Source organism: Paenibacillus sp. J14 (assembly GCF_000518465.1).
Lineage (GTDB): Bacteria > Bacillota > Bacilli > Paenibacillales > Paenibacillaceae > Fontibacillus > Fontibacillus barengoltzii.
Genome location: NZ_JADQ01000051.1, coordinates 13,117 through 35,184, shown reverse-complemented (window position 1 = coordinate 35,184; position 22,068 = coordinate 13,117). Strand labels below are relative to the sequence as shown.

Below are 22,068 nucleotides of genomic sequence, written 5' to 3'. Positions count from 1 at the left end.
TGGAGGCTTAGCTCAGCTGGGAGAGCATCTGCCTTACAAGCAGAGGGTCGGGGGTTCGATCCCCTCAGCCTCCACCATAACTTCTTTATTACTGACGCGGGGTGGAGCAGCCCGGTAGCTCGTCGGGCTCATAACCCGAAGGCCGCAGGTTCAAATCCTGCCCCCGCAATTATCCTCTTCCAGAGGATGGCATTATTCTCGTGTGGAGCCGTGGTGTAGAGGCCTAACATGCCTGCCTGTCACGCAGGAGATCGCGGGTTCGAATCCCGTCGGCTCCGCCATTTAACTTCTTTGTTTTGTACGAGCCATTAGCTCAGTTGGTAGAGCACCTGACTTTTAATCAGGGTGTCGAAGGTTCGAGTCCTTCATGGCTCACCAGTTTCATATTTGATTATGCGGACGTGGCTCAGCGGTAGAGCATCGCCTTGCCAAGGCGAGGGTCGCGGGTTCGATTCCCGTCGTCCGCTCCATAATCATACGCGCCCTTAGCTCAGCTGGATAGAGCGTTTGACTACGAATCAAAAGGTCAGGAGTTCGAATCTCTTAGGGCGCGTTCCCTTTGCCGGTGTGGCGGAATTGGCAGACGCGCGCGACTCAAAATCGTGAGGGAAACCGTGGGGGTTCGAGTCCCTTCACCGGCATCAAACAAGCAGATTTGTTAAATCACGGATCGTGATTTAATAAATCTGCTTTTTTTGTTACAACGTGAGATGATCTTAAGTTTAATAATTACAATACCAAATGACACCGAAGAGCTCAGGAGGAAACGATACAAAAGTTACATGGTTAAGCCGTTTACTTTTGAATATACAAATGAAAAGAAATTTGGTTTCTTCAGTAATCGGCGGAGATAGCCAGGAACCAGAAGTTGTAGCAGGAAATTATAAATAAGACTATCTTTAGTTTTAAGAAGGAGGGAATGAAAAGGAAGGAATCCAGCGAGTAATAAGAAGAAGTTGGGATTTAAAAGGATATATTTCCTATTGATGTAATAATGCTTGACAAAAAATATTGAAATCAAGTTGAATACACTATATAATATGTATAAAATTACAATATTTACCTCAAGATTAATGGTAATCCCTCCATCATGAGTACCACTTTACTTCTTTTACAATAGTGCAGCCAACCCAGTTATCCCCTCTCTTCTTCGACATTTAATTTGCAGTTTCTGTCTTGCGTCGATGTTGTAAGATGTTAGCTTTAATGTGCGTGCCGGAGGCGGACAACGCAGAATTTCCGCTTCAAACAAGCATTGTTTAGAATGAGCGTAGGAAAGGTGTAAGTCGAAGTGTTTATGTATTGAATGGTTTGATTAATGAAGCAGATATTGATGTTCAATAATGACTGATTGTATCAAGAATACCAGAAGGGGTGTATCTGATATCTGGTATCTTGCTGCAATAAATAAGAGTCGATTTCCATACTGCTTTTGGAGGAGCGATGGAAATCAACTCTGTACGCTCTTTGCTATGTTCAAAGCAAACAGCCTAGATACTATTATAAGATAAAAAATGTTTTGTACATAGTTGATAGAGTGGGCTTTTAGAGAGGAGGAGGGATTTAGTCTAAATAGAAAGATTGAGAATTTCTTGTAGGGTTAGATGTGCTGTTTTTTAATTGGAATGAAAAACTTTTAAAGAGGTGAAAAACAGTGATCTCAAAAAAGATGAAAGCATTAACTGTATTTAGTCTTTTGGCATCTTTATTATTACTTAGTCTTAATTCAGGTGTTTATGCAGCGGAAACGAATCTTTCAAAAAGAACATTAGATGAAATTTCTGCTGTTTATGACTCCCTACCAAAGAATTTGAAGCAAAATAAGGCCAATCTTATTGATGAGAACATTATGATTTATGATGAAAGCGGCCGAATTAAAAATGAAATCCATTCTGACGGACGAATTTACGATATTCAATGGGACAATGATAGAATTATTCAAGTTACTGACACAGCAGGGTATAAAACAGTTTACGACTATTCTAAGAATGGACAAGTTGTCGAGAATATTTTTTATAACAATCAACTGCAGACATCTTACTTTCGGGAGAAAGAGCTGTATCAAATAAATCTTGGAAAATTCAGCAATGCAGAAGCAACTTTGAAAGATGAAATAGCTAAACAATATTCCCAAGGGCTAGTTGATAGTTCCACTGTTAATAGGCTTGAGAATAGTTCTGTTACTCCTTTTGCAGTTGTCGATTATTATGTTGCCGGCAAAAGGATGAATTCACTATTATCCTCAAGTGATTTTCTTTATAACAATGACGACGCAATGACTGAAAGTGAAATTCAGAGTTTCCTTACAAGTAAAAATTCTGTTTTGAGGAATAGCATTAAGATTTATGCTATCAATTCTAGTGGTAATGCTTATGATACTGGTAGAACAGTAAAACCTTCAAAGGTTATTAGTGATGCAGCAAAGAATGCGGGTATTAATCCTCGAGTGATACTGGTTACCCTACAGAAAGAAAGCAGTCTAGTTACCAGTACAGATACTAACGTTAATAGAAGAGCATTTCATTACGCTATGGGCTATGGAGCGACGGATAGTGGAGATATTACCACGTACACCGGTTTTGATAAGCAGGTCGAACTTGCCAGTGCGTGGATGTATGATAAGTGGCTGCATGATTCCAAGCTAGATGTGTTTTCGACTGTTAATGGCGGTGTATCAAAAACATCTGGTGGTGTGACTTATGCTGGGAAAATACAGGTGGACACTTTTCCAGCATGGGTATTGTATACGTATACTCCACATGTAATTGACTATTCTTTATTACCGACAATAGGTGGCGGAAACTATTTATTCCTGAAAGTCTTTGAAGGCTGGTGGAATAGTTGGTATGATTGAATATGAATAAAGAAAAAACACATGCGAGAGGATTTTTTATAATAAATGAAAAAAAATTTAATTGTTATTGTAAGTTGTCTGATTTTAATAGGCGTACTTTATTATATCAACTCTGATCAAAAGCGAGGACAAGAAGATCTTCAAGCATTATTCAACAGGTGGGATAGAGGAGAAGTAGAGGATTCAGAGAAAACAAAGATCATGAACACACTAGCCGATAGATTAAGGGAAAATCCACAGTTTTCTATTAAAGAGATAGAAGAAATATCAAAATTCTTTTCATTTTTTGAAGCTGATTCCTTAAAAGTAATTCAGTACATTGAAAATCCGGAGTTTTACGGCTCCAGTGGTAGGGAAAGTTTTCACATTGTGGTCTATAACGATCTGGTCGAGATCATCGACAGTCGAGGGAGTATGCGGATTGAAGATATAAAAAGGCGGGACGAACACCTTTATTATGTTTATGCCACTGATTATAGAATTACGAATATAACAGGTATCCACGTATTTAAGATTGAGATCGAGGATGGACAAACCCTAGACTGGAGTTCTTTGATTAATAAAGAAAGGTTGACTGACAATTTTCAATATGATGAAGCAAGTGAAGTATTATATTATCACGATGGACACATCTATTATAAAGAAATAAGGGACAATGGGAATGAAGTTTTGATTACAGCAGCTGATACCGACTACTTATTACAATTGGGTGATGATGGTCTTTATTATATACCACCCGAATAACGCTTATAAGGTATCGGTTCCATCCGACTCGCAAGAAGTGACTGTACGTCTGAAGGGGAATAGATAATAACGAATAAAATCGAATATTAATGCTTGACTTCTATGTCGAAGTCGCTATAATAGAAAGAGTGGCCCGATTTTTTAGAAATCGGTAAATCACTTGATAACGGGACGTAGCTCAGCTTGGTAGAGCACCTGGTTTGGGACCAGGGGGTCGCATGTTCGAATCGTGTCGTCCCGATCTATGGAGCAGTCATCTTAACGGATGGCTGCTTTTTTGATGCTTACGAAAGGCAGCCGTTGTTTTTGAGAATTGAATAAAGGCTTCCACTATCGGTCAAAATAGAGACAAAAGTCCGATAGAAGGGGATAACCGTGAATATCTTCCAAATCAAAAAACATCTGAAAAAGCGATGGAGAAGATGGAGACGCGCCATATGGACCGCCAGCGCCTTGGCTCTGATTGCGGTTATGGCCTGGATGGGGCTTCCATTATCCGATCAAATGGAGAAGTTGATGGCTCGTGAACCGATGGCGATCGAAACCCTTGGCATGTGGCAAGAAGCTGCTCCGGATGCCGATAACGAATGGTTATCGGAGCTGGAAGAGGGGAAATCGAGAATCGTCCATCTGACGAAAATATATACCTGTGGAGAAGAAAGCAGTGTTCTCGGCATTATGACCCCAAATGAAATCGCTGAGTTGATGAAGGATCACCCGACATGGAAAGGCAGACTTGGCGCCGGGGGCGACGTATGGATCGAAGAGAGGATCGATGGTCTTTCCGAAGACTGCAAAACGCAAGGATACATCGGCTTGGACAAGGATGGCAACTTGACGTTATTTGACGGTCCACCGAAGAAGGAGAAGGCGGTTCGTACTTTTTTTCAGATTGACGTGGAAATGATGGAGAGCGCCTTGCCGGCAGAAGTCATCCAGCAGCTGCGGCAAGGAATTCGTATTCAGGATGTGGAGGAATACAATAGTGTATTGTCCACCTTCAGCGATTTTGCAATTGAGCCGTCGGAGAGAGTGATGCAGCAGGAGGAACAGCCATAAAGCAACTCGTTGCACGCTTTCGTTCGCCGAAAGATGGATTGGATCAACCAGAAGAGGGAGTTCTCATAAGTTATCGTAGATAACGGAGGGACATCCCTCTTTTTATTTTGCCTGCATGAATTACACTTTTTTCACCTGCAAATAAGTTTTTCCTCAATCTTGACCGATCTTTTGCTATAATAAAGTGAATACATATGTTCGCTTTATGTAGGACAGGGCTCCATCCGAGGATCATGGGGGAGTTATAGCAACGATAGGGAGAGATGAGCCTTGCGGATACTTGGAATTGACCCTGGCATTGCGATTGTCGGGTTCGGATTTATTGATAAACAAGGCAATAAGGTTACGCCGGTGCAGTATGGCTGCATTCAAACTGAAGCCCATACGCCGGAGGAAGAACGGCTTATGCATGTTTATGAGGCGATGGTTCAGTTGATTGACAAATATAAGCCGGATGCGGTGGCGTTCGAGAAGCTGTTTTTCAATCGGAACGTGACGACGGCGATGTTGGTCAGTCAAGCGAGGGGCGTGTTGGTGCTTGCTGCGGCGCAGAAGGGGCTTCCGATTGCGGAATACACCCCGATGCAGGTGAAGCAGGCAATCGTCGGTTACGGGAAAGCGGAGAAACGCCAGGTGCAGGAGATGACGCGCATGTTCCTGAAGCTCCAGGCGATTCCGAAGCCCGACGACGTGGCGGATGCATTATCCGTGGCAATCTGCCATGCACATTCGTATACTTTAAACTCTAAAATAAACGAGGTATTGCGTTCATGATTGATTTTTTACGGGGCCAGATTGCCCATTTGGAAACAGAGTACGTCGTCTTGGATGTACAAGGGGTAGGGTACCGGGTATTTTGTCCGAATCCTTATGCTTTTGCAGCCAAAGGACAAGAGACGGTGACGATCTACACCCATCACCATGTGCGTGAAGATGCGATTCTGTTGTTTGGATTCCCCACTCGTGAGGAGCAGAAGCTGTTCCGCAAGCTGATTGAGGTATCCGGGATCGGCCCGCGTGTCGCGCTGGGGATTTTGAGCGGTGGAAATCCGGATCATGTTGTGGCGGCAATTCACCAGGAGAACATCTCCTTCTTGACCAAGCTGCCGGGGATTGGGAAGAAGACGGCGCAGCGGATGATTTTGGATCTGAAGGACAAGTTGGAGGGCGTTGGCGGCACGTTGTTTGATCCAGTGCCTGCGGATGCCGGCGAGATCTTGGGAGATGGCGGTAATCCGGGATGGCCGGAGGCCCGCGAAGGCCTAAAAGCGCTGGGGTATACCGAAGCAGAGTTGGACAAGGTATGGCATCGCCTGAAGGACGATGTCGGGCCGGACGAGGCGGTGGATTCCGTCATGAAGAAGGCGCTCAAGCTGCTGTACGCCGGCTGAGGATGAGGACAGGAAGGGGAGCGTAGCGCATGATGGAGGACCGGATCATCTCCGCGAATTTAATGATGGAAGATCAGGCGGTGGAGTTAAGCCTGCGGCCGCGTTATTTGGCGGAGTATATCGGACAGAACCAGATCAAGGAAAACTTAAAAATATACATTGAAGCAGCGAAAATGCGCAAGGAAGCGCTGGATCACGTGCTGCTCTATGGACCGCCGGGGCTCGGCAAAACAACGCTGGCGAATATCATTGCCAACGAGCTAGGTGTGAACCTGCGTACGACCTCTGGGCCTGCGATTGAACGGCCGGGGGATTTGGCTGCGCTGCTGACCAATCTGCAGGAAGGCGACGTCTTGTTTATCGACGAGATTCACCGGCTGCATCGGACGGTGGAGGAAGTGCTGTATCCAGCGATGGAGGATTTTGCGCTGGATATTATGATCGGCAAGGGGCCAAGTGCGCGGTCGGTTCGACTGGACTTGCCGCCCTTTACGCTTGTAGGCGCAACGACGCGGGCAGGGCTCTTGTCGGCGCCGTTGCGCGACCGCTTTGGCGTCGTCAGCCGGCTCGAGTTCTATAACATCGATGAGCTTAGCTATATCGTATCGCGAGGCGCGGATATTTTCGGCATCGAAATGATTGGGGATGCGGCGACGGAAATCGCCCTTCGTTCGCGGGGAACGCCGCGGATTGCAAATCGCTTGTTGAAGCGCGTGCGCGACTATGCGCAGGTGCGGGGCGATGGCATGATTACCACAGAAATTGCCAAAGAAGCGCTGAAAATGCTGCAGGTTGATCCTATGGGGCTGGATTTGATCGACCATAAAATGCTGCGGGCAATGATTACGAGCTTCCGCGGCGGGCCTGTCGGCCTGGACACGATCGCTGCGACCATCGGCGAGGAGAGTCAGACGATCGAGGATGTATATGAGCCTTACCTGCTGCAGATTGGATTTCTGCAGCGGACGCCGCGCGGACGGGTGGTTACGCCGGCAGCGTATCAGCATTTAGGTCTGCCGATGCCGGAGACACCTTAAGACCTCAGTGAATTTGGCTCGAAGGCACCATGAAGGGAGAGAAGCAAGGTTGAAACGTACAACACGAACGAAGCGGTCATTTTCGTTAGCCCGATGGGGAAAAGGCATGATTGCGGGCTTGCTGTTAGCTGGGGCTTTTCAGTTGCCGGCAGCAGCTGATGATTCAGATACATCCCTTGTCCGCGTAGCTATGTACCTGGACTTGGGCAGCACCTATAAATCGACTACTCCGGCCGTTACTTTAAAAACGGCAGCTGCGGCAGAGGTCATCCTGGCAGGCAGTACAGGGCCGGAGTCTTGGCTCCAGTTGGGAGCGGGAGCTACAACGAGATTTAGCGTCAGCGGTTATAAGGTGAAAGCGTTGGAATCTGCGGATTGGGTAACGGTCGCAGCTGCGGTTAAGAAGCTGCAGGCTACATCTGATCGGCCGGTGGCTTATGCGGTAAATCAAGCGGGAAGCACAATCTACCGCGTGTATACAGGCCCTTACGTCAGTGCGGCAGAAGCGCAAAAAGCAGCGGATCGGATCAGCCAATCTTTAGCCGCATCGTTAAAAGGTGCTAAAGCCGAAGCACGTGGACCACTCTACGTCTCCGCCGGTTCGTTTGCAAGCCAGACGGAGGCCGAGAATCTTCGCCAAACGCTGTCCGCACAGCATGCAGAGGCCGTTGTGGCGATGACCGGCTCGGGACAGTATGCGGTATGGGTTGGGGGCGCGTTAAGTGCCTCTGAGCAGTCCGCACTCCAAACCGAGTTGTCCGGACTGTATCCGGGGCTTTCTTTAGCGCCGGTGAATGAGCATGTCCCTGCATTACTCCTGCATCGGGACGTGACGTTGAATTTGGAGGGTCCAGTCAGTGTGGACCATTATGAGTTAAGCGGAGAAGGCGCCAAATTGACAGTTCGGGATAACGGCAATTCGCCGATCCAGGTGGTGGAGCGTTCGGGACGCAGCTACCGCGGGGATTTTGAGATTAGTAAAGTGAACGGTCAACTGGCGCTTGTCAACGAGGTGCCGTTAGAGCAATATCTGTATTCCGTTGTCGCCGGCGAAGTACCATCGTCTTGGCCGCAGGAAGCGTTGAAGGCTCAAGCGGTTGCGGCGCGCAGCTATGCGCTGTATAATGCAGGGCTTAATAAGTTTAAAGTAGCTGGACTGGTGGATACGACACTAAGCCAGGTCTACAACGGGACAGAGAAAGAGGTCGCCAGCATCGTTCAAGCGGTAGATGCTACTGCGGGAGAAGTGCTGGTATCGTCAAACGGACAAATTGTCGAAGGCATCTTTGCATCCAACAGCGGCGGGGTGACCGCAGATTCGGTTGAGGTTTGGGGGAATGTGAACCCGATCTACGCCAGCGTACCCAGCGATGGAGATGAATCGGCACAAGCCTCATTAAAATCGTGGTATCATGTGCTGCTGTCAAACGGGATCACAGGATATGTCCGTGAAGATAATACCGTCGTCAACGGGACGAATCCGGCAGGGTTGCAGAAGCTGACGGTGACGACCAGCAATGTACTGGTCCGGAAGCTGCCGCTCATTCAATCGGATGTAGAGCCCCTAGCGAAGCTGAATCCAGGCGACCAAGCCATCGTATTGGACAAGGTGCCTGAATCCAGCTCCTATGCATGGATTCGCGGACCATATACCTCCGATGAACTGGTGAAGTCTCTAAAGGGGAAAACGACCTCCGACGTTCCTTCCTCGATATCCAATCTGGAGGTCAGCCAACGGGGCCCATCCGGACGCGTGACCCAAGTTACAGCCAACGGACAGCCATTGAACGTCAAATATGCGGACACGTATCGCTCTGCTCTGAATGGCTTGCCCAGCACTTTGTTTGATATCGTGCAAACAGGACGTTATACTGTACAAGGTGCAGGAGGAACGACAGGTACCGGCACCGCGACGTCCACAACGACGATTCAGTCGGCATCGGGCAAGACGACAGCGAGCGGCAAGCTGGTGGTGATGAGCGGCGATCGAACCGCCCGCGTGGTGGACACGTCGAATCAATTCGTCTTCGTGGGACGCGGCAACGGCCATGGCTTGGGACTTTCCCAATGGGGAGCCAAAGGATTGGCCGACGCTGGGTATGATTACAGGCAAATCTTGCAACACTACTATCAAAACGTGTCTATCGTTAAGGAATGAGAATATACCGATGAATGTAGATCAATACGACTTCGAGCTTCCAGAGGAGCTCATCGCTCAGACCCCACTAGCTGATCGCACCGCTTCGCGCTTGCTGACGCTAAATAAACAGACCGGTGAAATCCGGCATCACAAGTTTTCCGATATATTGGATTACTTGCAGCCAGGCGATACGCTGGTGCTGAATGATACGCGGGTGATCCCTGCCCGGTTGTTTGGAACAAAAGAAGGGACCGGTGCCAAAGCCGAAGTGCTGCTGCTCAAAAATTTGGGCGAAGATCGCTGGGAAGCCTTGGTCAAACCCGGTAAGAAATTAAAGACCGGGGCGGTGATCGTGTTCGGGGACGAACTGAGAGCCACCGTTGAGTCCGAGGGAGACATGGGGGAACGCGTGCTTCGGTTCGCCTATGAAGGGATTTTTAACGAAATCCTAGATCGCTTGGGGCAAATGCCGTTACCTCCTTACATTAAGGAGAAGCTGGATGATCGCGAACGTTATCAGACGGTGTATTCCAAGCATGAGGGTTCGGCCGCCGCACCAACGGCGGGCTTGCATTTCACCGAAGAACTGCTGGAGCAGGTGCGGGCAAAAGGGGTGACGATCGCCTTTGTCACTTTGCACGTCGGGCTAGGCACGTTCCGGCCGATGTCGGTGGACCGGGTTGAGGATCATGTCATGCATGAAGAATATTATGTGCTGCCGCAGGAAACGGCTGACATCTTAAATGAAACGAAAGCGAGAGGCGGCAGGGTCATTGCCGTCGGAACCACCTCGGCCCGAACGCTGGAGACGGTAGCAAAGCAATGTGAGGGCGGACCGATCGTCAAGAGCAGCGGCTGGACAGGGATCTTTATTTATCCCGGATACCAGTTTGGACTGGTCGATGCGTTGCTTACGAACTTCCATCTTCCGAAATCGACGCTGGTGATGCTGGTCAGTGCGCTGGCAGGACGCGAGCGGATCCTTAAGGCTTATCAGGAAGCGATCGACTTGAAGTACCGTTTCTTCAGCTTTGGCGACGCCATGTTTATTTACTAAACGTATTTTTATTTGAGTAGAGGACGGTTGATCAGATTGGCAGCAGCAATTACGTATGAACATATCAAAACCTGCAAGCAGTCCGGAGCCCGGTTAGGGCGCGTGCATACTCCGCACGGCTCGTTCGAGACCCCGATCTTTATGCCGGTGGGTACGCAGGCAACGGTAAAAACGATGAGTCCGGAAGAACTGAAGGAGATGGATGCGAAGATCATCTTAAGTAACACGTACCATCTCTTCCTGCGTCCGGGACATGAGATTATTCGTGAGGCAGGCGGACTGCATAAATTTATGAATTGGGATCGTGCGATTTTGACAGACAGCGGCGGGTTTCAAGTGTTCTCGCTGAGTGAAATGCGCAAAATCACGGAGGAAGGCGTGCATTTCCGCTCCCACCTGAATGGTGACAAACTATTCCTGTCTCCGGAAGTTGCTATGGAAATTCAAAACGCACTCGGCTCGGACATTATGATGGCGTTTGATGAATGCCCGCCGTATCCGGCGGATTATGAATATGTGAAAAATTCGCTGGAGCGTACGACCCGCTGGGCGGAACGCTGCTTGAAGAGCCATGCTCGTCCACAGGATCAAGGGTTGTTTGCCATCGTTCAAGGCGGCATGTACGAGGACCTGCGCAAGCAAAGCGCTCGTGATTTGACTTCCCTAGATTTTCCGGGGTATGCTATTGGTGGACTGAGTGTAGGCGAGCCTAAGCCGCTCATGTACGAGGTGCTGGAATATACCGTTCCGCTGCTGCCGGCAGACAAGCCCCGTTATTTGATGGGCGTCGGGTCTCCGGATGCTTTAATTGAAGGAGCGATTCGCGGCATCGACATGTTCGATTGCGTGTTGCCGACACGGATTGCGCGTAACGGAACGACGATGACCAGCCAAGGCCGTTTAGTCGTACGCAATGCTCAGTATGCCAACGATTTCGGACCGCTGGATCCCGAGTGTGACTGCTATACCTGCCGAAATTACTCCAGGGCGTATCTCCGCCACCTGATCAAAGCCGATGAGACGTTTGGGCTGCGATTAACTACATACCATAATCTGCATTTCCTCATCAATTTGATGGGTAAAGTGCGTCAAGCGATTATGGAAGATCGGTTGTTGAGTTTCCGGGATGAATTTTTTGAGCAGTACGGTCTGTTTGGCAATGACAAAGGATTTTAAGCAAAGTTTCAGTTTGATGTTGGAAAGGGGGAAATCACATGTTCTTTCAGTATGCCGCGCAACAAACATCTGGAGGTAATCCGCTAATCTCCATGATCATTCCGTTTGTTATTATGATCGCCGTTTTCTACTTTTTATTGATTCGTCCGCAGAAGAAGAAGCAACAGCAACGGAACTCGATGCTGAGCGCTTTGAAGAAAGGCGATAAGATCGTTACGATTGGCGGATTGCATGGAACGATTATGGAGCTGACTGACGATACGGTCGTGCTTCGCGTGAATGACGTCACCAAGCTGACGTTTGATCGCAGCGCGATCAGCCACACCATTAAAGAGTCGGAAGGTTAATCTCATAAGCAGACAAACACAATAAGAAAGAGCCTGTTGCAGGCTCTTTTTTTTTATGGTCGCTAACCGCGGTCAGTTTTACTTGGAATGTACGTCGATAGACGTTTTAGTGATGGACTGATGCGGCTTAAGGTTGCCAAATCGCGTGGAATTCGCTAAACGGTTGCCCCAAACAAGGCCGAGGGTGGAAGCCAAAACAGCCAGTACCAGCCCCCCAAGCATATCTGTGAACCAATGAATCCCCATATAAAAGATAGATAACACGATAATCAAGGAACAAAGGGAAGCAAACCAGCCCCAGCGCCGGTTTCCTGAACGAATCGCCAATATTGCCATCGAGACGGAGACCGAGGTGTGCAGGCTAGGAAAGCAGTTATCCAGACCGGACAAGGGGCGATACACCTGTTCGAAGTTGGGGAAAACCTCCAGCATATAAAAATCAGCTCCCGAGGGAGGATAAGACCATACTTCATTCACCGGGAACAGTAAATAAAACGGGATCGCTGCCAAATAATTGAGGATCACGGTGCAACAAGTGGCATACAGAAACGGCAGACGATCATCGGAAGCATAGATCCCGAGCGATGCAAGAATTAATGCCTGCAGGATGACCAAATAAAAGAAAGCCAAGATGGCAGTTACAGTCGTTGAATGAAACAGACTTTGAAACGTTGAAACGAAATGTCCCTCCATACGATATACCCACGGCGTGAAATCGTGATGAAAGGGAAGATGATCTTCTAGGATTAGTTCAAACTTATTGATCAGCAATACGCCTACCGTGAGCAGCAGAAGCCAAAGCAAATGTTTGGATTTAATCAATTGTTCAAAAAAAGAAGTAACGGCATGCCACGGCGAGCGAAGCGTGTTTACCCAGACGATGATGATGACGGAAATCCCGGTTAGCCATGAAATGCCGGACATGGAATGATACATCGTGCAAGAACGACCTCCTCATGATGATGTCGATAGACTTAAGTCCAACTTACCATGAATGGAGGCCGTTCGTAAAACTATAGTTACTTGCGGCCAAGATTTACGCCAATCATGCCGCCGATAGCACCGATGACAAACCCAGGCAGGATATATGCCCATTCCCGGAGCCCTAGTGATGTATCCAGAGCCAAGAAGCTGATCAACAGCAAGATGAGCACATACAATGCTCCGGTTAATGCGCCTTGATACCATCCTTTCTGTTTGGCACGTTTGCCGGAGACAATCCCCGCGAACAAGACGGCAACGGCATGCACCAGATACGTGTACATCGACAGTTCCAACTCTTCAACCATTTCACCTTGTAACAATAAAGAGAGAATCAATGCGCCGATCATCATCCATAAAAATCCATACCACAACCCGGCAACGGTGGGCTGGGACATACGCATCCCGAAAATTCGGCGGATCAAATGCATTGTGGTCAGCCTCCTGTTTTTCATGTCTTCGACAGACGTTTTACCACATTTTATGGTCAAGCTAACTCGGATAGACCAACTTGGCCTAATTGAGTGAGGAAGATTCATGTAAACCTCCCGGATTTTAACCGGATCTCTTTCGCATGGAACGGGAGGTCGGCGGTCAGAATACCAATACCATGTTTTGTGCGAACTTGTAACCTGAAGGAGGGATTGGCGTGGTCGAGCATGTGGCAAACCATGTTTTCCGAACCGTCCTGATGTATTTTTTGGTATTCGGAGTCATGCGGATCATGGGAAAAAGAGAAATCGGCGAGCTGTCAATCTTCGATTTGGTCATCTCGATTATGATCGCAGAGATCGCCGTTTTTGCCTTGGAAGATATAGAGCGACCGCTCTATGACGGAGTCATACCGATGTTGACCCTGCTATTGATTCAGATCGTTATCGCCATGCTGTCGCTTCGATTCCGGAAGTTAAGGCTGTGGTTTGACGGCGAACCTAGTGTCATCATTCAAAACGGGCAAATCAACCGAAAAGAAATGAAACGTCAGCGTTACAACTTAGATGACTTAATGATGCAGCTGCGTTCGCAGCAAATCGACAGCGTAGCCGATGTCGAGTTTGCCGTGCTGGAAACGAGCGGGCAGCTGAGTGTGATTCCTAAAGAAAAATCTGGAGGAGGGGGAGGGCAACCTTCCAAGAAGAAGGATGCTGACCTCTCTGCCAAAATCAAGTATGAAGCTCTTCCGCTGCCGCTCATTATGGATGGCAAGGTGAACGACGAGAACTTGCGTAAAATCGGGAAGACCCGCTTTTGGTTGAAAAATCAGATCCAAATGAAGGGTTTAATGGATTTCAAGCAGGTGTTCTTTTGCAGTATCGATCATAATGGAAAGCTGTATATCAATGCGATGGACGAAAAACAATGACCTCCGTTACTTCCGGAACCATTTACCTAGGATAGGGAGCCGTTTCAGGTCATGGAGATCAAACAATCCCATGATGGCAGCAAGAGCTAGATACAGCAATCCGGATAGAGAGGCCGCCATCAAGAACTGCCAGCCCATTTGCGAGCTTAGGATGAGGTTTTTATATAAATAGTCTGCGGCGGCGGCCATAATGATCATTGCTGCTCCAACCTTGAGGATATCCAGGTAAGGCATGCGATACCGCAGTGATTTTGATACACCAACCGCATGCATAACCGTCACGATAATAAAGTTGATAATAATGGCGATGATGGCCCCGTAGATTCCTAGTGTTGGGTTCGAAGCGAGATAGAAGATTAAGGTGATTTTGATGATGGCCCCAACCAGCGTGTTGATCAGTGCGCGCCCCGGCTTATCCAGCGCTTGCAGCGTGGCCTGCAGCGGCGTTTGGATATACAGCAGGAGGGCGAAGGGGGCCATGATTTTGAGCATACCTCCGATCGTGGCATCGTTGTACACCAGGCGGCAGATCGGGTCTGCCAACACGAACATAATCGCGGCGAACGGAGCGCCGGTGACCAGCGCCAGCCGTAAGGATTGATGGAGCCGCAGGTGGATCGTCCTCATGTCACCGCGGGCTTGCGCTTCAGCCAGCGAAGGGACAAGCGAGACGGCGAGTGATGAAGTTAACGCTCCTGGCAACAGTAACAGCGGGATGATCATACCTTGCAATGCTCCATATTGGGAGGTTGCGACGCCAACGGCTACGCCGGCGATAGCCAGGCTGCGTGCTGTCGTAATCGACTCCAGCAAGTAGGAGAGCGAACCGACCAGGCGGCTGCCGGTCACCGGAATGGCGATGCGCAGAACTCGGCGCAAGGTGGCGCGGAACGGATAGGCGGAGAAATCAGAGGTGTCCTTGTTCGGGCTCACAGCACTGTCAGGGCTTCCTGCGAGATCACCGGGAGGTGAGCCTCCCTGCCGCTCCCGTCGCTTCAACCGATGATACTGCCAGAGGAGAACCCCCATTCCAACGACCTCGCCGGCAACAACGCCAAGCATGGCTCCTGCAGCCGCATAGGCGATGCCCAGCGGGAGCATGAGATAGGAGAACCAGAGGACGCCGATGATCCGGGCGACCGTTTCCATGATGGACGACACCGCCGAGGGAATCATATCCTGCTTCCCTTGGAAATATCCGCGGAAGACCGAAGAGACCGCGACGATGATGATCATCGGGCTCATCGCGATAAAGGTGTGGTAGACACGGGCGTCGGTCAGAATATAGCGGGTCACCCATGGCGCACCAAACAAGCAGAGGAACGTAAACAGAAAGCCGGCTGCCGTCGTAAATACCAAGCTTGTCCGCAAAATCGACACCGAACGTCCCGGTTGACCCGAGGATTCGGCTTCAGCCACCAGCTTGGCTACAGCAAGCGGTATGCCGCCGGTAATAATTGTTACGATCACGAGAAAAAAAGGATAACCGAGCTGATACAGCCCTACGCCTTCGGCCCCGATCACACGGGGCAACATGATGCGCGGAATGAAGCCCAGGAGGCGGTTTACGATCCCAGCCACAAGCAGGATCATCGTACCTTGGATAAAGGTTTGCTTATTCAATCGAAACTCCACTCCCCCGGCAGCACTCTGGTAACTTCTACATACGCGAATTCGATAGAAATCTGCTGCCTTATAAACTCGTAAGCGAGGCGTACAACCTCTCACTTCATGGATATGACAGACCTGTCCCGGTTCATGACTTGTCTTTTTCGCAAGATTCGAAAACCGAACAACTCGAGCAAGCAGGATTCGAAGATTTAGGGTAGAATGTAATAAGACGGGTTTTCGAAGGAGGCTGGAAGTATGGCTGAAGAACAAATGACGGACCAACAATTAAATGAGGCAATCGAAAGCTTGTGCCGCAGCAAGGCCGAGGAGTTTCGGCTGATCGGGTACGAGCATGTGACCGGACCTGACATTTGGGAATGTATCAGCCATAAATACGAGAAGGGGGGAATCCCTCCCTTGTACCAACTGGTGAATGACATTCTTTCTCTGAAAGCAACCCAGTTTATGAACTATATGACGATGTCTGCCTTTCGGGGATCCCGTTTGGATTAAATGGGATCTTTTTTCGTGCCGATCGTTTATCGAATTGACAAATTTAGATAAATTGACTGGTTTTTCGGCCATCGCTATAATAGGAATATTGAGAATTTGAAAGGGGAAAGAAGTACGGGATGAAAAGAATTATCGCATTCATAACCGTCGTGGTTGTCTCGTTTGGCATCATGGCTTGGACAACCCCCGACCTATTAAAGAACGTACGTCTCGGCCTTGATCTGAAAGGCGGCTTTGAGATTCTATATGAAGCCAGTCCGCTGGAAGGCGGAGGTCAGGTCACGAAGGAATCCTTAATCCAAACGGCCAAGAGCCTGGAGGACCGGGCGAACAAGCTGGGGACCAGCGAGCCGGAAGTTACAACAGAAGGCACGAACCGGATCCGCTTGAAGGTGGCCGGCGTTACCGATGAAGAAACGGTGCGCAAGACAATGAAGGAGCCTGCTTCGCTGACGTTCCGCAGTAAGGACGGCACGGAAAAGAACGCAGACGAGTACAACAAGATCGAAATGATCGGAACCGATTTCGCGGAAAATGGTGCCAAGCTGGAGTTCACACAGATGAATGAACCCGTTGTCAGCATTAAAGTGAAGAACAAAGAAAAATTTGCTGAAGTCACCAAACGTTTGCTGGGACAACCCCTGGCAATTTACATGAACGATGAGCTGGTCTCCGATCCGATCGTTCAAGCCGTATTGACTGACGGCTCTGCACAAATCAGTGTGGGCGGCGATTTGGAGAAGGCGAAAGAACTGCGCGATAAGATTAATCTTGGCGCGCTTCCGTTGAAGCTGACGGAGAAATATTCGCAAAGCGTTGGTGCAACGCTTGGTAAGCAATCGCTGAATCAGACGATTGAAGCTGGTTTGATTGGCTCTGTTTTCATTTTGCTGTTTATGGTTGGGATGTACCGGGTGCCCGGGCTGATTGCCTCTTTTACCCTGATTGTGCATACCTGGCTGCTCATTTTGGTGTTCGTATGGGCAGACTTTACGTTAACTCTTCCAGGGATTGCGGCGATTATTCTCGGGATTGGTATGGCGGTGGATGCCAACATTATTACCAATGAACGGATTCATGAGGAAATACGGGCCGGCAAAAGTATCATGTCTGCGGTCAAAGCAGGGGACAAGCATTCCCTTCGTACTGTGCTTGATTCGCAGATTACGACGATTATCGTTGCGGCCGTTATGTATGCGTATGGTACGGGGGCCGTTAAAGGCTTTGCCTTGGTGCTCATCGTGGAAATCGTACTGAGTATCGCCACGAATATCTATCTCGCCCGTTTCCTGCTAAACCTGCTGCTCAAAGCCGGCAAGCTGTTGAAACCGAAGTACTTCGGTGTGAAGGAGCGTGACATTCGTGAGCTTTAAGAAGAACCTAGATTATATACATCTGAGTAAATACTTCTACACCCTTTCAATCGTTTTGACGATTGCCGGCATCATTTGCTTGGCGTTCTTCGGTTTGAACTATAGCGTAGATTTCAAAGCCGGGTCGAATGTGGACATCTCTCTGTCCAAGCCGTTGACGGCTGATCAAGTTCGCCCGATCCTGAAAAATATGGGGATCGAAGAGGATGAAGCAAGCATCAGTCCAGGACAAGACCGGATGAATATCCGGTTCACGCAAGTATTAAGCGAAGAGAATGACGCGAAGCTGAAAGCGGAAATTTCCAAATTAGACGACAGGGCTTCGTTTGAAGTAAATACGGTGGATCCGGAAATGGCCAAGGAACTGGCCCGCAATGCGATTTATGCCGTGTTGATCTCCTGTATCGGGATTATTATTTACGTTAGCATCCGATTTGAATGGCGGTTTGCTGTTGCGGCGATCATCGCGTTGCTGCACGATGCTTTTATGGTCATTGCCGTCTTCTCGATCTTCCGGCTTGAGGTTGACTTGACCTTTATCGTCGCTGTACTTACGATTATCGGTTACTCAATTAATGATACGATCGTTATCTTTGACCGGGTTCGCGAAAATCTGCGATTTGCCAAAACGAAAACTCGTCAGGACCTGATCAATCTGGTGAACCTGAGCGTATCGCAGACGATCATGCGTTCCTTGTACACAGCGTTAACGGTGTTCGTAGCGGCCTTCTTCCTCTTCCTTCTGGGCGGAGAGTCAATCCGGATGTTCTCGCTTGCGATGGTCATCGGCCTGTTGTTCGGGGCGTATTCGTCCATCTTTATCGCAAGCCCGCTCTGGTTCCTGCTCAAGAGTAAGCAAAAGCATAAACCGGCTAAAGCTTCCTGAACGGCCGAAATGTCTGATTGAAGCACCCATTCACTTGTGAATTAAGCTAAAGCCGCGTCTTCTGACGCGGCTTTCGTAACTTGTCCGTTTTTACGTGCATCAGGAGGGGGATTATGACACGAGAACAAGCTGTAGTTCCAGCACCGGCTACATGGCCCGGGATCGCTGGGGATCTTGTCCTGGCCGTGTTTTTGGGGACGGTTGGGCTGCTGTATAGCAGCCTTGCCTTGCTGGCCGGGGCATTATATGCCGCCTACGATGTTGCAGTTGGCGTGGCCGCAAGATTGTCTGTTCCGGGCAAAAGGCGTATACGGCTGGCCGGTTCTTCCACAAACCTTGCGACGCCTGAGCCGTTGCCGGCGATTTTCTTCTCCGTTTTTTTGCTGATGGGCACCGTGCAACTGTGGATTGCGGCCATCACTGACATGGTTGAAGGCGACGCTACTCCACCGGAGACTTTTGTTTTGGCAGCTGTACTCCTATCGATGGCTTTGCGCGAAACGTTGTTTCAAGTTAAGCTTCGTCTGACTCGCAGGAGGTCTAATCAAGAGTTGCAGCAGATCGTTGAGAAACACCGTCATGCCTTGTTCTCATCTGTAGTTGTTCTCGCGGGTGTGTTTGGAGCGATGGCAGGGCAAGCCTGGGAGGTGCCTGTCCTAGCGTATCTTGATCCAGTTGCTGCAATTCTGGTCGCTTTGCATGTTATGCTTCAAGTCTATCGGCTAGTAAGACGCTCCATCTATGGACCAGTTCGTACGGAGGTACGCGAAGAGGATGCGTCGACCTTCATCGAGACGGTTCAGCGGGTGCACGGCGTAATTACAGTAGACGATTTGAAAGCGCAGGAGAATGGACATTATGTGACCGTGACCGCCAAGATTAGCGTAAATCCTAAGCTTACGGTGATGGAAGCCAACGATATCGCCAACCGGGCCAAAATGCTGCTGCTCAACCGTTTCTCCCATGTCACTGACGTTCGAATCCAAGTCGGGCCTTACGAGGCGGGGTATCCTTATAAGAGCAATACCGATGCTGATAGTGATTTGCCGAACTTGCTGCAGTAAGCTGGCCCTGACCGACAGGAAGAAAGAAGGTGACGTTATTGCTTCATGCCAAATATCGCTGGACACAGCTTCCCTATGACGAAGAGGCGGCCAGTCGACTGGCCGGCCAGTTGAATATTTCCCCTTTGCTGGCGTCATTGCTGGTAAAGCGGGAGATGGAAAGCCCTGAGAAGGCAGAGCTCTTCTTAAGAGGAACCCTTGCGGATCAACACGATCCGATGCTGCTCAGCGGCATGAAAGATGCCGTTCCGCGTATTCGCCTAGCGGTGGAGAACGGGGAGCGAATTTTGATTTATGGGGATTATGATGCCGATGGGGTGTCGTCAACGACGCTAATGATCTACCTGATGAGGCATCTCGGTGCGACATATGACTTCTACATCCCGCATCGAACGAAAGAGGGATATGGACTACATATTCCAGTGCTGGAGCATTATCACAAGAAGGGCTTTACGCTGATCGTAACGGTGGATACGGGGATCAGCGCCGTTGAACAGGTGGCCTATGCCAATTCGGTTGGGATGGACGTCATCGTCACTGACCATCATGAACCGCCGGCTGTTTTACCAGAAGCGTATGCTCTAATTAACCCCAAGCTGCCATACTGCACGTATCCGTTTAAAGGATTGGCCGGGGTTGGGGTGGCGTACAAGCTGGCCCAAGCACTCTTGGGGAAGGACACCCCTGTTGCATGGACCGAGCTGGCTGCGTTGGGGACGATTGCCGACCTGATGCCTCTGACCGGAGAGAACCGGATGATCGTCAAGTCTGGTCTGGCCTCGATGGAGCGCTCGGCATTTCCAGGCATGACGGCATTGCTTGGAACTTCCGGCTGGTCTAGCGGGGAGGTGACTTCAACGGCGGTGGCCTTCGGACTGGCACCGCGGATTAATGCCAGCGGCCGTATGAGCCACGCCAACCGTGCCGTTGCCTTGTTGACAGCGGAGGACATGGAAGAAGCCGAGGCGATCGCCGAGGAGCTGGATGTGCTAAACAAGGAGCGCCAAATGCTGGTGGAGGATATGGTGCAGGAGGCGCTGCAGCAGTTGGAAAGCCAGGAGCAGTCAGAAGGGCTGCCTGATGTCATCGTGGTGGCTGGCGAAGGCTGGAATGCAGGCGTTGTAGGGATCGTCGCCTCTAAATTGCTAGAACGGTATTATCGCCCGACGATCGTGCTTGGAATAAATCCGGAGACCGGCGAATGTAAAGGCTCTGCCCGCTCGATTCCCGGCTTTGATATTTATGAAGCATTAACCGATTGCGCTGACCTGCTGGACCACTTTGGCGGACACCCATCCGCTGCAGGGATGTCTCTCAGCCGAGAGCGGTTGGAGGAATTTGGCCGGAGGCTGAATGCATTTGCCGCTGGGCGGCTCACGCCGGAGCATTTCGTACCGGTGTTGGAGACCGATTTGAGTTGCTCCTTAAAAGACATTACACTGCAAGCAATCGAGCAACTTCAGCAATTGGCTCCATTTGGCATGGCCAACAGCTGTCCCAGGCTGTTGCTTCGCGGCCTGAAGCTGCTGGAATGCCGTCAGATGGGCAAAGAAGGCAAGCACTTGAAGCTGATACTTGGCCAAAACGGCAAAACCGTAGAAGCGGTCGCTTTTGGCAAAGGTGAATTGGCCCCGCTGCTGTCAGAGGAAGCGCGCATCGATATCGTTGCGGAAGCCAGTGTCAACGAGTGGAATGGTTCGCGTAAGCCGCAGCTGATGATCCAGGATTTGGCGGTGTCTCATCTGCAGGTGTTTGATTACCGCGGCTCCCGGAATCCTTCACAGCTGCTCGAAGAGCTTCGACGGAAGCTGGATAAGCTGCCCGCCTGCGGTTCAGGAGCGTCGGCAGTTGTCGTAAATGAAGGCTCCGCATTTTTCCATACCCTTGATTTGAAGGAGACCCCGATTTGGGTATATGATAAGAACGTTGGCGTGCGTGCTGGGAACGAGCTCGCGCAAACCGCCGGGCTTCACGCTGCGTCGACCTTGTTTGTCCTGGAGCTTCCGGATGCACCGGAGAGCTGGACCGGGATGGTATCCGCTTTTACCGGTTTGGAGCGCATCTATATGCTGCATTCGCCGCGTGCACCTCAAGAGCGGATCGAGCCGCCCTCACGTGATCATTTCAAGCTCGTGTATAGCTTGATCTATCGTGGGGCCAGCCAAGGGCTTCCAGAGGAAGAACTGGTAGCGGCGTTAGTGAAGCGTACCGGTTGGTCAAGGCGGATGGTTGAGATGGCGCTTGGGGTATTCGAGGAGCTAGGATTTATTATTCGGGCATCCGGGATGATTCGGATCCATCCGTCTCCTTCCAAGCAGGCCTTGGAAACGTCAAGCCGTTACCGGGAGCTGGGACTGCTGGCTGAAATCGAACAGATGCTGCAGTACGGCCGGGTGCCGGAAATTACTGAATGGATGCTAACCCATATTCAGGGAGCCTCATAAATGTTTTGATTTGAAACTTAAGAATGAT

At 49.7% G+C, this 22,068-nt stretch carries 19 protein-coding genes and 8 tRNA genes; 24 read left to right on the top strand and 3 right to left on the bottom strand.

Features of this window, described 5'->3' with window-relative positions; translation table 11 throughout:
- Position 1: 1 nt before the first annotated feature.
- The 18 genes from M891_RS0117510 to yajC all read left to right on the top strand — a co-directional run bounded on the left by M891_RS0117510 (position 2) and on the right by yajC (position 11,805).
- Positions 2-77 (top strand) — tRNA-Val (locus tag M891_RS0117510).
- A gap of 18 nt (positions 78-95) precedes the next feature.
- Positions 96-169: transfer RNA gene (locus M891_RS0117505), tRNA-Met, on the top strand.
- Positions 170-204: 35 nt separating this feature from the next.
- Positions 205-281: transfer RNA gene (locus M891_RS0117500), tRNA-Asp, on the top strand.
- Between the two features lie 21 nt (positions 282-302).
- Positions 303-378 (top strand) — tRNA-Lys (locus M891_RS0117495).
- A 17-nt stretch (positions 379-395) separates the two neighbouring features.
- Positions 396-470: transfer RNA gene (locus tag M891_RS0117490), tRNA-Gly, on the top strand.
- 9 nt (positions 471-479) lie between these two features.
- Positions 480-553 (top strand) — tRNA-Arg (locus M891_RS0117485).
- Positions 554-561: 8 nt separating this feature from the next.
- Positions 562-641 (top strand) — tRNA-Leu (locus tag M891_RS0117480).
- 1,013 nt (positions 642-1,654) lie between these two features.
- On the top strand, positions 1,655-2,854 hold the full coding sequence (locus tag M891_RS0117475) for a hypothetical protein (protein WP_028539732.1): 1,200 nt from the start codon (positions 1,655-1,657) through the stop codon (positions 2,852-2,854).
- Positions 2,855-2,899: 45 nt separating this feature from the next.
- Positions 2,900-3,598, top strand: coding sequence for a hypothetical protein (locus M891_RS0117470; protein WP_028539731.1), 699 nt, complete (start codon positions 2,900-2,902; stop codon positions 3,596-3,598).
- A 167-nt stretch (positions 3,599-3,765) separates the two neighbouring features.
- Positions 3,766-3,839, top strand: a tRNA-Pro gene (locus tag M891_RS0117465).
- Between the two features lie 134 nt (positions 3,840-3,973).
- The gene (locus tag M891_RS0117460) at positions 3,974-4,657 is read left to right on the top strand and encodes a BofC C-terminal domain-containing protein (protein ID WP_016311144.1); all 684 of its coding nucleotides are present in this window, start codon (positions 3,974-3,976) and stop codon (positions 4,655-4,657) included.
- Between the two features lie 270 nt (positions 4,658-4,927).
- Positions 4,928-5,431 (top strand): crossover junction endodeoxyribonuclease RuvC, encoded by a 504-nt coding sequence (ruvC, locus tag M891_RS0117455; RefSeq protein ID WP_028539730.1) that lies wholly within the window; start codon positions 4,928-4,930, stop codon positions 5,429-5,431.
- Positions 5,428-6,048: a Holliday junction branch migration protein RuvA gene (ruvA, locus tag M891_RS0117450; RefSeq protein ID WP_016311146.1), complete on the top strand. Its 621-nt coding sequence runs from the start codon at positions 5,428-5,430 to the stop codon at positions 6,046-6,048. Before ruvC ends, ruvA begins: the two co-directional genes overlap by 4 nt.
- Positions 6,049-6,080: 32 nt before the next feature.
- Positions 6,081-7,085, top strand: coding sequence for a Holliday junction branch migration DNA helicase RuvB (ruvB, locus tag M891_RS0117445; protein WP_028539729.1), 1,005 nt, complete (start codon positions 6,081-6,083; stop codon positions 7,083-7,085).
- 106 nt (positions 7,086-7,191) lie between these two features.
- Positions 7,192-9,243 carry a SpoIID/LytB domain-containing protein gene (locus tag M891_RS0117440; RefSeq protein ID WP_051417080.1) on the top strand — a complete coding sequence of 684 codons (2,052 nt, stop codon included), beginning with the start codon at positions 7,192-7,194 and terminating at the stop codon, positions 9,241-9,243.
- 10 nt (positions 9,244-9,253) lie between these two features.
- A complete protein-coding gene (gene queA, locus M891_RS0117435) occupies positions 9,254-10,282 on the top strand; it encodes a tRNA preQ1(34) S-adenosylmethionine ribosyltransferase-isomerase QueA (RefSeq protein WP_028539727.1) in 1,029 nt (342 codons plus the stop codon).
- Between the two features lie 36 nt (positions 10,283-10,318).
- The gene (gene tgt / locus M891_RS0117430; protein WP_016311150.1) at positions 10,319-11,458 is read left to right on the top strand and encodes a tRNA guanosine(34) transglycosylase Tgt; all 1,140 of its coding nucleotides are present in this window, start codon (positions 10,319-10,321) and stop codon (positions 11,456-11,458) included.
- Positions 11,459-11,496: 38 nt separating this feature from the next.
- On the top strand, positions 11,497-11,805 hold the full coding sequence (yajC, locus tag M891_RS0117425) for a preprotein translocase subunit YajC (RefSeq protein WP_016311151.1): 309 nt from the start codon (positions 11,497-11,499) through the stop codon (positions 11,803-11,805).
- Positions 11,806-11,883: 78 nt separating this feature from the next.
- Here yajC and M891_RS24120 read toward each other — a convergent pair whose 3' ends face one another.
- Entirely contained in the window at positions 11,884-12,741 is an 858-nt protein-coding gene (locus tag M891_RS24120) for a phosphatase PAP2 family protein (protein ID WP_036700852.1), read from the bottom strand.
- Between the two features lie 83 nt (positions 12,742-12,824).
- Positions 12,825-13,217 (bottom strand): TIGR04086 family membrane protein, encoded by a 393-nt coding sequence (locus tag M891_RS0117415; protein ID WP_016311153.1) that lies wholly within the window; start codon positions 13,215-13,217, stop codon positions 12,825-12,827.
- Between the two features lie 260 nt (positions 13,218-13,477).
- Here M891_RS0117415 and M891_RS0117410 point away from each other — a divergent pair, with 260 nt between their 5' ends.
- Positions 13,478-14,149, top strand: coding sequence for a DUF421 domain-containing protein (locus M891_RS0117410; protein ID WP_051417081.1), 672 nt, complete (start codon positions 13,478-13,480; stop codon positions 14,147-14,149).
- Between the two features lie 6 nt (positions 14,150-14,155).
- Here M891_RS0117410 and M891_RS0117405 read toward each other — a convergent pair whose 3' ends face one another.
- A complete protein-coding gene (locus tag M891_RS0117405) occupies positions 14,156-15,772 on the bottom strand; it encodes a putative polysaccharide biosynthesis protein (protein ID WP_028539725.1) in 1,617 nt (538 codons plus the stop codon).
- A 243-nt stretch (positions 15,773-16,015) separates the two neighbouring features.
- Between M891_RS0117405 and M891_RS0117400 the strand changes: the two genes are divergently transcribed.
- The 5 genes from M891_RS0117400 to recJ all read left to right on the top strand — a co-directional run bounded on the left by M891_RS0117400 (position 16,016) and on the right by recJ (position 22,040).
- On the top strand, positions 16,016-16,273 hold the full coding sequence (locus M891_RS0117400) for a post-transcriptional regulator (RefSeq protein ID WP_016311156.1): 258 nt from the start codon (positions 16,016-16,018) through the stop codon (positions 16,271-16,273).
- A 119-nt stretch (positions 16,274-16,392) separates the two neighbouring features.
- On the top strand, positions 16,393-17,646 hold the full coding sequence (gene secD / locus M891_RS0117395; RefSeq protein WP_028539724.1) for a protein translocase subunit SecD: 1,254 nt from the start codon (positions 16,393-16,395) through the stop codon (positions 17,644-17,646).
- The gene (gene secF / locus M891_RS0117390; protein ID WP_036700848.1) at positions 17,636-18,532 is read left to right on the top strand and encodes a protein translocase subunit SecF; all 897 of its coding nucleotides are present in this window, start codon (positions 17,636-17,638) and stop codon (positions 18,530-18,532) included. The genes secD and secF overlap by 11 nt, the downstream gene beginning before the upstream one ends.
- 113 nt (positions 18,533-18,645) lie before the next feature.
- Positions 18,646-19,596: a cation diffusion facilitator family transporter gene (locus tag M891_RS0117385; protein WP_028539722.1), complete on the top strand. Its 951-nt coding sequence runs from the start codon at positions 18,646-18,648 to the stop codon at positions 19,594-19,596.
- Positions 19,597-19,634: 38 nt separating this feature from the next.
- Positions 19,635-22,040, top strand: coding sequence for a single-stranded-DNA-specific exonuclease RecJ (recJ, locus tag M891_RS0117380; RefSeq protein WP_028539721.1), 2,406 nt, complete (start codon positions 19,635-19,637; stop codon positions 22,038-22,040).
- Positions 22,041-22,068: the final 28 nt, after the last annotated feature.